The sequence below is a fragment of the Amycolatopsis sp. NPDC047767 genome (assembly GCF_040704195.1).
GTDB lineage: Bacteria > Actinomycetota > Actinomycetes > Mycobacteriales > Pseudonocardiaceae > Amycolatopsis.
Genome location: NZ_JBEYSJ010000015.1, coordinates 82,507 through 96,182 on the forward strand (window position 1 = coordinate 82,507; position 13,676 = coordinate 96,182).

A 13,676-nucleotide genomic window follows, 5' to 3' on the forward strand; every position below is an offset into this window, starting at 1 on the left:
GCCGACCGGATAACTTTCCCGGATGCGTCCGATTGCCGTAGCGCTGGGGTTGCTTTCGGCGCTATGCGCCCTGGCCTATCCGTTCCTGCCCGTCGTGCAGGACACCGCGCAGGTCGGCTGGCCGACCGGCTCCGACACCCGGTCCGTCAACGCGCCCTTGACCGGGTACTGGGCCCAGGACCTCGAGGCCGAGATCCCGTGCGCCACGATCAAATCGCTCGATGCGCGCACGAACGGTCCCGCGCTGCTGTTCGCGACGGTGCCGGACGGGCGCACCGATCCGCGCGCCGGCAACGGCGTCGGGCTGCAGCTGCGCGTGGACAACGGCGTTTTGCTCGCGTCGAGCCAGGGCCAGCAGATCGCGCAGCAGCCGCTGCCGCCGGCCGGTTGCGCGGTGACGCTGAAGTCGGACGCGACGCAGATGACGCTCGCCGTCGCGGGCACGACGGTGTTCCACACCACCGGTGACGTCCGCCCGCGCGTGGTCGGCCTCTACTCGTCGATCAGCTCCGCGAAGGACCCGATCTCGGGCCTGCACGTGACGATGGTGCCGGACACGCGCTACCAGACTTCGCCCACGGCGTTGAAGCTCGGCGTCGGCATCCTCGGCGCGCTCGCGTTCATCGCCTGCCTGATCGCGGTGTGGCGCATGGACGCCGGGTTCGCCCGCCGCGCGCCGCGCTGGGCCCCGGTGGGCTGGTGGCGCCTGACCGGCCGCGACGCCACGGTGATCCTCGCGCTCGGCGCGTGGGTGTTCATCGGACCGGTGACCTCGGACGACGGCTACATCCTCACCATGGCCCGGGTCACCGAGTCCACGGGATTCCTGACCAACTACCACCGCTGGTTCGGCGTCGCGGAGGCGCCGTTCGGCTGGTTCTACCACCTCTACGAGCTGATGACGCACGTCAGCACGGTGCCGCCGTGGATCCGGCTGCCCTCGTACCTGGTGGGCGTGATCAGCTGGCTGCTCATCAGCCGCGAGGTGATGCCCCGGCTGGGCACGCAGGTGCGCGGCAGCCGGGCGGCCGGCTGGGCCGCGGCGGCCGTGTTCCTCGTCTGGTGGATGCCCTACAACAACGGCGTGCGGCCGGAACCCGTGGCCGCACTGGGTTCGCTGCTCGCGATCTGCGCCGTGGAACGCGCGTTGGTGACGCGCCGCCTGCTGCCGCTGTGCCTGGGTCTCACCGCGGCCGCGTTCACGCTCGCCGCGACGCCGACGGGGCTGATCGCGGTGGCGCCGTTCCTGGTGGCCGCGCGGCCGTTGTTCAAGCTCGTGCGCCAGCGCGCGGCCGGCGGCTGGCTGCCGATCCTGGCGCCGATCCTCGCGTCCGGGCTGCTGGTGCTGGTGGTCGTGTTCGCGGACCAGACGTTCGCGACCGTGCAGGAGGCCACGCGCATCCGCACGCAGGTGGGGCCGAACCTGTCGTGGTTCCAGGAGCTCGCGCGCTACCAGCTGCTGTTCGAGAACCTGCCCGACGGGTCGGCGCCGCGGCGGTTCCCGGTACTGCTCGTGGTGCTGTGCACGGTGACGTGCCTGGTCGTGCTGCTGCGGCGCGGCCGGATCCCGGGCGCCGCGCTCGGGCCGAGCCGGCGGCTGATCGGCACCACGGCGTTGTTCTTCCTGCTGCTGGCCCTCACGCCGACGAAGTGGACGCACCACTTCGGTGCGTTCGCAGCTGTCGGGGCGTCGATGGCCGCGTTGACGGCGTTGGCGACGAGCTCCACCGTGCTGCGCTCGAACCGCAACCGGGCCACGTTCCTCGCGGGTCTGCTGGTGGTCGGTGCGCTGGCCGCGACGGGACCCAACACGTACTGGTTCGTCTCGCGCCTCGGCGTGCCGTGGACCGGGCTGGCGCCGTCGATCGGCGGGATCCCGCTGTCGACGATCCTGCTCGTGGCCGCGGCGATCGCGGGGATCTACGCGTTCGTGGAGAACATCCGCGCCCACCGGCCGGGAGCACCCGCGCCGCAGGAGAAACGCGGCCGGTCGCTGCGGCTGGGGTCGCTGTCGCTCGTGGTCGTGTGCGGGCTCGTCGCGGCCGGCGAGTTCTACACGATGGCGGCGGCGATCTACATCCAGCGGGGCAGCTACAGCCTGGGCGCCGCGAACGTCAGGCACCTGTTCGGCAAGAGCTGCAACCTGTCCGACCACGTGATGGTGGAGACCGACGCCGCCAAGAGCGTCCTGCACCCGCAGCCCGAGCAACGCACGGTGCCGGCGAAACAGGAGGAGTCACCCCTGCCGAACCCGGACCCGGACAACGGCCAGGTGCAGACCGGTTTCCACACGCGTCCCGTCGAAGAGGACGACCCGCTTTCCGAGCCCCCGCACGGCTTCACGCCGGACACCGTGCCGATGTGGAGCAGCTACTTCGAGCAGAACCGCGCGGGCCGGCTGCGCAGCCAGTGGTACGCGCTGGCCGACAAACCCGCCGACGGCCAGATCGTGATCGCGACGGCCGGGCAGCCCCGGCGGCCGGCCTCGGTGAGCCTCGACTACGGCGTGGTGACGCCGCAGGGCGTGAAGGTGCTGCGCAGCCAGTTCGCCCTCCCGCCCGGCGCGGGCACCGGCGGCTGGAACGACACCCGCATCAACCTGCGCGACCTGCCGCCGCAGACCACGTCGGTGCGCGTGGACATCGTCGACAACGACCTGACCGAGGACGGCTGGATCGCCGCGTCCGCCCCGCGCGTGCCGACCTTCACGACGCTGACGGACAAGCTCATGGGCAAGTCGGTGTACATCGATTGGCCCGCGTCGTTCGTCTACCCGTGCGCGAACCCCGTGACCTCCCACGACGGCATCTCGCAGGTGCCCGACTACCGCATCACGGCCGGCGCCCTGGCCGACGAGGCCCAGTGGGCCTCCAGCACCAACGGCGGGCCGATCGGCTGGCTCGAGGAGGTGGCGAAGGAACCCGAGGTGCCCAGCTACCTGATCGGGCAGCCGAGCCAGTCGTGGGGCCAGCTGCTGCAGGTGGAACCGTTCAGCGAAGGCATCGCACCCACGGTGCAGCACGGCCGCAGGACCGTGTGGGGCTGGTGGTCCCCGGGTCCGGGTCCGGCGCAGCCGAACGGGAAGGATCCGACGCGCTGAGTCAGCCGGGCACACCCCCGGGTACTTCTCCGCACGGCCGAGGGCGGGCCGGTGGACGGCCGCAGCGGCGCGCGGCTAGGTTCGGAAGGGTGTCTGATACCCCCCGACTGCCCGGGTTGACGTTGGCCGAAGCGGACCAGCTGGTGAACACGGCGCACGCCGTCGCCGCGGAGCGCGGGTTCGCGCCGCTGGCGGTGGCCGTCCTCGACGTCACCGGCGAGGTGATCGCGCTGAAGCGCGCCGACGGCGGCACGCCCGTGACCAGCCGCGTCGCCGTGGCCAAGGCCCGCACCGCGCTGCGCATGCTCAAGCCCTCCGGCGAAGTCACCCTGCCCGGCGAGGTCGTCGGCCCGCTCCAGCACGTCTACGGCGGCGACTTCGTCGCCCGTGCCGGCGGCATCCCCATCACCGACGGCGACGTGGTCGTCGGCGCCATCGGTGCGTCGGGTGCGCAGAGCGCGGAAGACGAGGAAGCCGTCCGCACCGCCGTCGAACGCCTGCGGGCTCAGGCGTAGCTGCGCGGGGTCCAGACGACCGTCGTGCCGTCCGGGCCCTGCTGCGCCACCGTTTTCGACGAGCCCACGATGAGCAGGCACCGCATGTCCACAGTGGACGGGTCCAGCTCACCCAGCGTGGTCACCGTGATCCGCTCCTCCGGCCCGCCCACGTCCCGCGCCACGACGACCGGGGTGCCCGGTTCGCGGTGGCGCAGCAGGACTTCCCGCGTGGTGGCCAGCTGGGTCGTGCGCGTGCGTGAAGCCGGGTTGTAGAGCGCCAGCACCAGATCGGCCGCGCCCGCGGCGTCGAGGCGGCGTTCGATGACGTCCCACGGCTTGAGGCGGTCCGAAAGCGACAGCACGCAGTAGTCGTGCCCCAGCGGGGCGCCGACGCGGGAAGCGGCGGCCTGCGCGGCTGTCACACCGGGAACGATCCGCACGCGCACGCCGGCACCACGACCGGCGGCAACCTGTTCCAGCACCGCGGAAGCCATCGCGAACACACCCGGGTCACCCGAGGACACCACGGCGACCCGCGCCCCGGAAGCCGCCAGCTCCAGCGCTTCCACCGCACGGTCGGCCTCGACCCGGTTGCCCGACGCGTGCCGCTCCTGGCCGGCGCGCTGGGGCACGCGGGCGACGTACGGGCCGTAGCCCACGATGTGCTCCGCTGCGGCCAGTTCGGCCGACGCTTCGGGCGTCAGCCATTCCGGGCCCGCCGGACCGAGGCCGACGACCACGACCTCGCCGCCGTCGGAAACCGGTTTCGGCGACGCAGGAACCACCGCCGGCTCACCGTCCACCCGGGACGCATACGCCGGGCTCGGCAGCAGCGCCAGCGAGAAGTACGGCACCGTCGCCGGATCGACGTCGGCGAGCGGCTCGATCCGCTGCTCCCCCCAGGTGGCGCGTTCGACGTACCACGCGTCGTCCAGCTTGCCCGCCTCCGCGAAGGCCTCACGGACGGCGCCGAACGTGCGCCCCAGCTTCAGCACGGCCGCGGCCTGCGTGTCCGCCAGCCGGCGCGCCAGCTCGGGCGCCGGCAACGTGCCCGGCAGGACCGTGAACACCTCGTCGCGCTGCACCAGCGGACGGCTGAGCACCGACGACGCCGCGCTCACCGACGTCACACCGGGCACGACCTCGGCCTCGAAACGGCCGGCGAGGCGCTCGTGCATGTACATGTAGGAGCCGTAGAAGAACGGGTCACCCTCGCACAGCACGACGACGTCGCGTCCCGCGTCGAGGTGCTCGGCGAGCTTTTTCGCGCTCAGCTCGTAGAAATCGGCGATCGCGCCCTCGTAGCCGCCGGGGTGGTCGGTGGTCTCCGTGGTGACCGGGTAGACCAGCGGCTCCTCCAGCTGGCCCTCGCGCAGGTACGGCGCGGCCACCGAACGCGCGATGCTGCGGCCGTGGCGCGCGCTATGGTAGGCGATCACGTCGGCCTCGCCGATCAGCCGCGCGGCCTTCACCGTCATCAGTTCCGGGTCGCCGGGACCGAGTCCGACGCCGTAGAGCCGGCCGGTCATTCGACCACGCTCGCGAGCGCGTTGACGGCCGCCACGGCCATCGCGCTGCCACCCCGGCGCCCCTGCACCACCAGGTACGGGGCGGGCGCGCGCTTCACCAGCTCCACTTTGGACTCCGCCGCACCGACGAAACCCACCGGCACGCCGATGATCGCCGCCGGCGCCCCGACGCCCTCTTCGAGCAGCTCCAGCAGGCGGAACAACGCGGTGGGCGCGTTTCCGATCGCCACCACCGAACCCGGCAGCCGGTCACGCCACAGCTCGAGAGCCGCGGCCGACCGCGTGGTCCCCATTCGCTCGGCGAGCCCGGGCACGCTCGGGTCGTCGAGCGTGCAGACGATGTCGTTGGCCGCGGGCAGCCGCTTGCGCGTGATGCCGCTGGCGATCATCTTCGCGTCGCACAGCACCGGCGCGCCCGCCTCGAGCGCCGCGCGGCCCGCCTCGACGACGTCGAGGGAGTAGCGCAGGTCGTCGACCAGGTCGACCATGCCGCAGGAGTGGATCATCCGCACCGCGACGCCGGCGACGTCGTCCGGCAGGATCGCCAGGTCCGCCTCCTCGCGGATCGTGGCGAACGAGTGCCGGTAGATCTCGGCACCGTCGGCCAGGTAGTCGATCACGGGTTTTCCTTCCTCACCCAGGAGTCCGCCAGGCGGGACGCCGGCAGCAGGCGTTCGCCGACACGGTAGCCGCCGGCCTCGGCGACCACGTCGAGGTGGGGGCCCGAGGGTCGCCCGCAGCGCCGGGCACAGCCCGCCACGTGGGCGCGGACCCCGGCCGGGACCAGCCGCGCGGCGTCGGCGCGCACGTCGGCCAGCGACTTCGCGCAGCCGGGCCGGCCGATGCAGGCCGTGATCTCCAGCACGGCGGGGTCGGTGCTGAGGCCGGCCGCGTGCAGTCGCGCGACGGCGTCCGGCGCCGGGTTCGGCAGCACGATCGACCGCCACGGCGTGACGACGGCGTGATCGGCCAGATCCGCGAGAACCCGCAGCTGCGCGGCCGTGAGCTGCCCGAACCGGGGCGCGACACCGACACCGTGCTCGCCGAGTGGCCCGACCGTCGGGTCCACCCGCACCGGGCGCTCCACCGGTTGCGACCGCGGTCCGCGAGGCAGCACCGCGGTGGGATCCGGCAGCTCCGCGATCCGCCAAGCCGTCCCCCGCCGCGCGGCGAACTCACGCGCGACGGCCAGCAACGCACCCACGGCTTCGCCCCGCGGCACCGACCAGCCGGTGTCCACGCCCGCGAGCAGCACCGTGCCCGCGTCGGACGTCACCGCACGCCAGCACACGTCGGCGCCTTCGCCCGCGACGTCACCCCGGCCGTCGTCGAACGCGAACAGGAACCGCCCCGGCAGCTCGGCCAGCTCGGGCTCGGCGCACAACGCCACGTCCAGCTCCCCCGCCAGCCCGCGGACGTCGGCGGTCCCGCCGTGCACCCCGCTCAACGGCGAGGCCAGCACGTTGCGCACGCGTTCGTGCGTCGGCGAGGGCAACAACCCCGCGGCCATGAGCCTCGACGCGAGACCGGGCCGCGTCACCCCACGCAGCTGGACGTTGCCGCGCGAGGTGAGGTGCACGTCGCCGTCACCGAGGTCTTCGGCGCAGGAAGCCAGCACTCGCAACCGCTCCGCGGAGACGACCCCGCCGGGCAGGCGCACTCGGGCGAGCGGTCCGTCCGCCGCGTCGTGCGTGGCGAAGACCCCGGGACAGGCGTCGGCGCGTACGCGGGCAGGGCTGGACATGCCGCTCACTGTAGCTGGCAGGGGATTCAGCAGACTTGCGATCGAATGTAGTAGATGTGCTACATTTCGTCGCACACGAGCGATGGGGGTGGGTCCGGTGAGGAATCCGGAGCAAGTCGTGTTGCAGGTCGAGGGCCTGCGCATGAGATACGGCACCAACGATGTGCTCCACGGCGTCGGCTTCACGGCGTACCGCGGCGAAGTGCTCTGCCTGCTGGGACCCAACGGCGCGGGCAAGACGACCACGATCGAGATTCTCGAGGGCTTCCGGATGCGTTCGGCCGGCGAAGTCGAGGTGCTCGGCACCGACCCCGCGCGTGGTGGCGAGGACTGGCGGGCACGACTGGGGGTCGTGCTCCAATCCTGGCGTGACCACGGGAAATGGCGCGTGCATGAGCTGCTCGCCCACGTCGGCGCCTACTACGCGCCCTACTCCACAGACACGATCCGCCGCCCGTGGAACACCGACGAGCTGATCGAGGTCGTGGGCCTCGCGCCGCACGCGGGCAAGAAGCTCAAGCAGCTCTCCGGTGGGCAGCGGCGCCGGCTCGACGTCGCGATGGGCATCGTCGGCCGGCCGGAACTGCTTTTCCTCGACGAGCCCACCGCGGGCTTCGACCCGGAGGCGCGGCGCGAATTCCACGACCTCGTGCACCGGCTCGCCGACGACAACGACACCACGATCCTGCTCACCACCCACGACCTCGACGAGGCCGAGAAGCTGGCCGACCGGATCCTGATCCTCAACGGCGGCCGGATCGTCGCCGACGGTTCGGCCGACGAGCTCAGCCGCCAGATCTCCGGCGAGGCCGAGGTGCGCTGGTCGGTCGAGGGGCAGCACTTCGTGCACTCCACCACCGAGGCCACGAAGTACGTGTTCGAGCTCTTCAAGCAGCACGGCGACGCCGTGGCCGACCTCGAGGTGCGGCGCGCGTCCCTCGAGGACACCTACATGACCCTGGTGCACCGGGCCGAGACCGGACTCGTGGAAGCGGGTGTGCGATGACAGCGACAACACCGCTGGCGCTCACGGCGGCCGGCAAGCGAGCCGCCGCGCGGAACGGGCTGCGTCGCGGGCTGATCGAGTTCCGCCAGCAGTGGACCAACCGCGACGACGTGCTCGGCCAGGTGATCTGGCTGGTCCTGATCTTGGTCACGCTGTTCTTCCTGCGGGGCATCCACCTGCCCGGCACGTCGTTCTCGCTCGGCGCGGCGACCGTGCCGAGCGTGCTCGGCGCCGGGCTGGTGTTCAACGGCCTCTCGGGTGCGGCGGGCCAGCTCGTCGTCGACCGTGAGGACGGCACGCTGCTGCGGGCCAAGGCCACGCCCAACGGCATGCTCGGCTACCTGATCGGCAAGATCATGTCGCTTTCGCTGATGCAGGTGTCCGCGATGCTGGTGACGCTGGTGCCGTGCCTGATCCTGTTCCCGGGCCTGGCCGACCGTGGCGTGTGGTCGTGGCTGAACCTGCTCTGGGTGCTGGCCGTCGGGCTGGTGGCGACGCTGCCGCTGGGTGCCGCGATCGGCTCGCTGATCCGCGACCCGCGCTCGATGGCGCTGGTCATGCTGCCGGTCACGGGCCTCGCGGCGATCTCCGGCATCTTCTACCCGATCACGGCACTGCCGGTGTGGGTGCAGGACATCGCCCAGGTGTTCCCGATGTACTGGCTCGGCCTCGGCATGCGCTCGGCGCTGCTGCCGGATTCGGCCGTGGTGGTGGAGATCGGGCAGTCGTGGCGGCCGTGGGCGACCCTCGGCGTGCTGCTGGTGTGGTCCGTGATCGGATTGGTGCTGGCCCCGGTGCTGCTGCGGCGCATGGCGCGGCGCGAGTCCGGGTCGTCGGTGGCCGAACGACGAGAGAGGGCACTGCAGCGTGTGTGATCCGCGGTGAGCGAGAACGTCTACAACCGCATCGCGGTGCTGCGCGCCGAGCGCGGGATCTCGCGCCGGCAGCTGGCCGACGCGCTCGGCGTGCACTACCAGACGATCGGGTACCTGGAACGGGGCGAGTACAGCCCGAGCCTCCACCTGGCGCTGCGGATCGCGGAGTTCTTCGAGGTGTCGGTGGAGGTGCTCTTCTCCACCGAGCCGTTCCCGCGGATCGGCGACCGGTCGGCGTAGAACGGATGGGGTGATCGCCCACCTGCGCGCCGCCGAGGACCTCATCGACCACCTCTCGCCGGAGGCCAACCGCTACAAGGCCTCCGGCGAGCCCGACGTCGTGAGCTGGGCCCGGCCGTGGCGCAACCACACGCAGTGCGCCTCGTTCCAGACCCAGCTGCTCAAGCACGTCTACGACTGGGCCGACGACGAGTTCTTCACCGCCCACTTCCGCTCGGTGAGCCCGCCCTCGCGCACGTACCGGTGGGTCTTCGAACAGCGGGAAGTGCCGCACTTCGCCCGCGTGGACACCGTCGCGGACCTGCGCCCGGGTGACCTCGTCGTCGTCGACTACGGGCACCGCCGGCCGACGAACACCGGGCACATCGCGCTGGTCCGGGGCGCGCCCGTGGTGGACGAGGACAAGTCCTACGTCGTGCCCGTGGCCGACTGCACGGCCGACCCGCACGGCACGTCACCCGACTTCCCCGACAGCCGCTCCCCCGCAGGTCAGGGCGCCGGCTACGGGCACCTCGTGTTCCACGCGTCGCCGGAAACGGGCGGGTTCGCGGGTTACGCGTGGAGCGTCACGGCCCAGCGGTCCCACCCCGTGGCCGAGCGGCCGATCGTGGCCGTGCGCGTGGTCTGAGACGTCACCTTGACGCGGGCTCGCGCGCCCGTGAGAGTGAGTGACGAACCACGCGTCGGCAGGTGGAGGAACCCGGTGAGAGTCCGGGACGGTCCCGCCACTGTGACCCGGAGTGATCCGGGAAGCCAGGAACTCCCGCCGGCGCGACCGACGACCCGGGGCGCGGACACCCCGAGTGAGGAACGCCGTGATCCTGCTTCTGTCCACTTCGGACACCGACCTGCTCAGCGCCCGGGCCTCGGAGGGTGAGTTCCGGCTCGCGAACCCGGCCCGGCTCGACGTCGCGGACCTGCCGGGGCTGCTCGACGGCGCGCCGATCGTCGTGGTCCGGATCCTGGGCACGCCGCGGTCGTGGCAGGAGGGCCTGGACACGCTGCGTGCGTCGGGCTCGCACGTGGTGGTGCTGGGCGGCGAGCAGACGCCGGACGCCGAGCTGATGAAGCTCTCCACCGTGCCGGCGGGCATCGCGGCCGAGGCCCACGCGTACCTCGCGCAGGGCGGGCCGGAGAACCTCACGCAGCTGCACCGGTTCCTGTCCGACACGCTGCTGCTGACCGGCGACGGCTTCGAGCCGCCCGCGCAACTGCCGTCGTGGGGCGTGCTGGAGCGCGCTTCCTCGGGCCCGGCGGACGGCCCGGTCGTCGGGATCCTGTACTACCGCGCGCACCACCTGTCGGGGAACACCGCGTTCGTCCACGCGCTGGCCGACGCGATCGAGGCCGCGGGCGGGCGGGCGCTGCCGATCCACTGCGCGTCGCTGCGCAACCGCGAGCCGGAGATGATGGCCGAGCTGGGCCGCGCCGACGCGCTGCTGGTCACGGTGCTGGCGGCGGGCGGCACGCGGCCCTCGGAAGCCGGCGCGGGCGGCGACGACGAGGCGTGGGACGTCGCCGAGATGGCCGGGCTCGACATCCCGATCCTGCAGGCCCTGTGCCTCACCAGCGATCGCGCGGCGTGGTCGTCCAGCGACGACGGCCTGTCGCCGCTGGACGCAGGCAACCAGATGGCCGTGCCGGAGTTCGACGGCCGGCTGATCACGGTGCCGTTCTCCTTCAAGGAGTTCGACGAAGACGGCCTGCCCCGGTATGTCGCCGACGCCGAGCGCGCTGCCCGCGTGGCCGGGATCGCGCTGGCGCACGCGCGGCTGCGCCACACCCCTGCCGAGTCGCGGCGCATCGCGTTGATGCTCTCGGCGTACCCGACGAAGCACTCGCGGGTGGGCAACGCCGTGGGGCTGGACACCCCGGCGTCGGCGATCAAGCTGTTGCGGCTCATGCGATCGCAGGGCTACGACCTCGGCCCCGACGCGTTCCCGGGCGTCGAGCCGACGGGCACCGACCAGCCGGACGGCGACGCGCTGATCCACGCGCTGATCGCCGCCGGCGGGCAGGATCCGGAGTGGCTGACGGAGGAACAGCTCTCGGGCAACCCGATCCGCGTCCCCGCGGCGCGGTACCGCGCATGGTTCGCCGCGCTGCCCGCGGAGCTGCGCTCGGCGGTCGAGGAGCACTGGGGCCCGGCGCCGGGCTCGCTGTATGTCGACACATCGGCAAATCCCGAGGGCGACATCGTGCTGGCGTCGCTGCAGTCGGGCAACGTCGTGATCATGATCCAGCCGCCGCGCGGGTTCGGTGAGAACCCCGTGGCGATCTACCACAACCCCGACCTGCCGCCGAGCCACCACTACCTCGCCGCGTACCGCTGGCTGGAGGAGGAGTTCGGCGCGCACGCGGTGGTGCACCTGGGCAAACACGGTTCGCTGGAGTGGCTGCCGGGCAAGACGGCGGGCCTGTCCGCGTCGTGCGCGCCCGACGCCGTGCTGGGCAACCTGCCGCTGATCTACCCGTTCCTCATCAACGACCCCGGTGAGGGCGCGCAGGCCAAACGGCGGGCGCACGCCACGATCGTCGACCACCTCATCCCGCCGATGGCGCGCGCCGAGTCCTACGGCGACCTCGCGCGGCTCGAGCAGCTGATGGACGAGCACGCGAACATCGCCGCGATGGACCCGGCCAAGCTGCCGGCCATCCGCGCCCAGATCTGGACGCTCATCCAGGCGGCCAAACTCGACCACGACCTGGGTGTGGCCGAACGTCCGCACGACGCGGAGTTCGACGACTTCCTGCTGCACATCGACGGCTGGCTCTGCGAGGTCAAGGACGCGCAGATCCGCGACGGCCTGCACATCCTCGGTGAGGCCCCGGTCGGCGAGGCGCGCGTGAACCTCGTGCTGGCGATGCTGCGGGCCCAGCAGATGTGGGGCGGCAAGCAGGGCGCGGTGCCGGGACTGCGTTCGGCGTTGGGGCTGAAGGAGAACTCGTCCGCTCCGATGTCCGAAGTGGACGCGATCGAGACCTCGGCGCGTTCGCTGGTCTCCGCGATGGAGGCGCGTTCCTGGGCTGTTTCGGCCGTGCCCGCTGTGGTTTCCGACGTCCTGGGCACACCGGACGCGGAGGTCTCGCGGGTGCTTTCGTTCGCGGCCACCGAGATCGTCCCCCGGCTGGCGGGGACTTCCGGCGAGATCTCCGCGGTGCTGCACGCGCTGGACGGCGGTTACATCCCCGCCGGCCCGAGCGGGTCGCCGTTGCGCGGGCTGGTGAACGTGCTGCCGACCGGGCGGAACTTCTACACTGTCGACCCGAAGGCCATCCCGAGCCGCCTGGCATGGGAGACCGGCCAGGCGCTGGCCGACTCGCTGCTGCGCCGCTACCGCGAGGACACCGGCTCGTGGCCGAAATCGGTGGGGCTTTCGGTGTGGGGCACCTCGGCGATGCGCACCTCCGGTGACGACGCGGCGGAAGTGCTGGCGCTGCTGGGCGTGCAGCCGGTGTGGGACGAGGCTTCGCGGCGCGTCACCGGTCTGGAGGCCATTCCCCTGGCCGAGCTGGGCCGCCCGCGCATCGACGTCACCGTGCGCATCAGCGGCTTCTTCCGCGACGCTTTCCCCCACGTGATCACGTTGCTGGACGACGCCGTCCGCCTCGTGGCGGCGCTGGACGAGCCTTCGGACCAGAACTTCGTGCGGGCCCATGTCGCGGCAGACCTGGCCACGCACGGTGACGAGCGCCGCGCCACCACCCGCATCTTCGGCTCGAAACCGGGGGCCTACGGCGCCGGCCTGCTGCCGCTGATGGACTCCGGCAACTGGCGCGACGACAAGGACCTGGCCGAGGTGTACGCGGTGTGGGGCGGCTTCGCCTACGGCCGCGACCTCGACGGCCGCCCCGCGCGCGAAGACATGGAGCAGTCGTACCGGCGCATCGTCGTGGCCGCCAAGAACACCGACACGCGCGAACACGACATCGCCGACTCCGACGACTACTTCCAGTACCACGGCGGCATGATCGCCACCGTTCGCGCGCTGACGGGCTCCGCGCCCGCGTCCTACATCGGCGACAGCACCACGCCGGACGCCGTGCGCACCCGCACCCTGGGCGAAGAGACCGCCCGCGTGTTCCGCGCCCGCGTGGTCAACCCGCGCTGGCTCGCGGCCATGCGCCGCCACGGCTACAAGGGCGCCTTCGAACTCGCCGCCACCGTCGACTACCTCTTCGGCTTCGACGCCACCGCCGGCGTCGTGGGCGACTGGATGTACGAGAAGCTGTCCGAGTCGTACGTGCTCGACTCCGAAAACCAGGACTTCCTGCGCCAGGCCAACCCGTGGGCTCTGCGCGGCATCATCGAGCGCCTCACCGAAGCCGCCGACCGTGGCCTCTGGTCCGAGCCGGACCCCGACCTGATGGCCCAGCTGCGCGACGTCTACCTCACCCTGGAAGGCGATCTCGAAAGCGACTGACCTCCTTCACCCGACCCGTCGGAGCGGTCCTGCCATTCCCTGCCGCCCGCTTGTCCTGTCCTCGGGTGCCAGAGAGCGAGTGCGACCGGATTTCGAGCGTCGCCGGCTGTCCGCAGTGGACCAGCGGGGCGGTTGGTCCGCGTCCGGTCGGGGGCGGGGACGTTGGGCCGCCAGGGTGAACACCGGGGGCCGATCCCGGCATTTCGCCCGTAGCAGCCCGCCGATCGTCGGGTGGTGGGTTGACTTCGCATTGGTCTAGTC

Annotated in this window: 10 protein-coding genes and 1 riboswitch; of the genes, 7 read left to right on the plus strand and 3 right to left on the minus strand. The window is 72.0% G+C overall.

Features of this window, described 5'->3' with window-relative positions; genetic code table 11:
- The first annotated feature begins 22 nt into the window (after window positions 1–22).
- Both AB0878_RS26100 and AB0878_RS26105 read left to right on the plus strand, forming a co-directional pair.
- Window positions 23–3,100: an arabinosyltransferase domain-containing protein gene (locus tag AB0878_RS26100; RefSeq protein ID WP_366582861.1), complete on the plus strand. Its 3,078-nt coding sequence runs from the start codon at window positions 23–25 to the stop codon at window positions 3,098–3,100.
- Between the two features lie 89 nt (window positions 3,101–3,189).
- Window positions 3,190–3,615, plus strand: coding sequence for a heme-binding protein (locus tag AB0878_RS26105; protein ID WP_366582862.1), 426 nt, complete (start codon window positions 3,190–3,192; stop codon window positions 3,613–3,615).
- Here AB0878_RS26105 and AB0878_RS26110 read toward each other — a convergent pair.
- Genes AB0878_RS26110 through AB0878_RS26120 form a run of 3 tightly spaced genes read right to left on the minus strand, consistent with a single transcriptional unit; the run spans window position 3,606 to window position 6,870 of the window.
- The gene (locus tag AB0878_RS26110; protein WP_366582863.1) at window positions 3,606–5,126 is read right to left on the minus strand and encodes a precorrin-2 C(20)-methyltransferase; all 1,521 of its coding nucleotides are present in this window, start codon (window positions 5,124–5,126) and stop codon (window positions 3,606–3,608) included. The two genes, AB0878_RS26105 and AB0878_RS26110, sit on opposite strands and share 10 nt — an antisense overlap.
- The gene (locus tag AB0878_RS26115; RefSeq protein ID WP_366582864.1) at window positions 5,123–5,746 is read right to left on the minus strand and encodes a precorrin-8X methylmutase; all 624 of its coding nucleotides are present in this window, start codon (window positions 5,744–5,746) and stop codon (window positions 5,123–5,125) included. The genes AB0878_RS26110 and AB0878_RS26115 overlap by 4 nt, the downstream gene beginning before the upstream one ends.
- Complete coding sequence (locus tag AB0878_RS26120; protein ID WP_366582865.1) at window positions 5,743–6,870, minus strand: precorrin-3B synthase; 1,128 nt, start codon at window positions 6,868–6,870, stop codon at window positions 5,743–5,745. The genes AB0878_RS26115 and AB0878_RS26120 overlap by 4 nt, the downstream gene beginning before the upstream one ends.
- Window positions 6,871–6,952: 82 nt before the next feature.
- Between AB0878_RS26120 and AB0878_RS26125 the strand changes: the two genes are divergently transcribed.
- From AB0878_RS26125 to cobN, 5 genes are all read left to right on the plus strand, one after another.
- On the plus strand, window positions 6,953–7,876 hold the full coding sequence (locus AB0878_RS26125; RefSeq protein WP_366582866.1) for an ABC transporter ATP-binding protein: 924 nt from the start codon (window positions 6,953–6,955) through the stop codon (window positions 7,874–7,876).
- Window positions 7,873–8,751, plus strand: coding sequence for an ABC transporter permease (locus AB0878_RS26130; RefSeq protein WP_366582867.1), 879 nt, complete (start codon window positions 7,873–7,875; stop codon window positions 8,749–8,751). Before AB0878_RS26125 ends, AB0878_RS26130 begins: the two co-directional genes overlap by 4 nt.
- A gap of 6 nt (window positions 8,752–8,757) precedes the next feature.
- The gene (locus AB0878_RS26135) at window positions 8,758–8,991 is read left to right on the plus strand and encodes a helix-turn-helix transcriptional regulator (protein ID WP_366582868.1); all 234 of its coding nucleotides are present in this window, start codon (window positions 8,758–8,760) and stop codon (window positions 8,989–8,991) included.
- 10 nt (window positions 8,992–9,001) lie between these two features.
- Window positions 9,002–9,619, plus strand: coding sequence for a hypothetical protein (locus AB0878_RS26140; protein WP_366582869.1), 618 nt, complete (start codon window positions 9,002–9,004; stop codon window positions 9,617–9,619).
- Window positions 9,620–9,684: 65 nt separating this feature from the next.
- Window positions 9,685–9,754, plus strand: a riboswitch (cobalamin riboswitch).
- 52 nt (window positions 9,755–9,806) lie between these two features.
- Complete coding sequence (cobN, locus tag AB0878_RS26145) at window positions 9,807–13,415, plus strand: cobaltochelatase subunit CobN (protein WP_366582870.1); 3,609 nt, start codon at window positions 9,807–9,809, stop codon at window positions 13,413–13,415.
- Window positions 13,416–13,676 lie beyond the last annotated feature (261 nt).

Coding starts and splice junctions, on each gene's coding strand:
- AB0878_RS26100 (WP_366582861.1), top strand. CDS start 23: ATGCGTCCGATTGCCGTAGCGCTGGGGTTGCTTTCGGCGCTATGCGCC.
- AB0878_RS26125 (WP_366582866.1), top strand. CDS start 6,953: ATGGGGGTGGGTCCGGTGAGGAATCCGGAGCAAGTCGTGTTGCAGGTC.
- AB0878_RS26130 (WP_366582867.1), top strand. CDS start 7,873: ATGACAGCGACAACACCGCTGGCGCTCACGGCGGCCGGCAAGCGAGCC.
- AB0878_RS26120 (WP_366582865.1), bottom strand. CDS start 6,870: ATGTCCAGCCCTGCCCGCGTACGCGCCGACGCCTGTCCCGGGGTCTTC.
- AB0878_RS26110 (WP_366582863.1), bottom strand. CDS start 5,126: ATGACCGGCCGGCTCTACGGCGTCGGACTCGGTCCCGGCGACCCGGAA.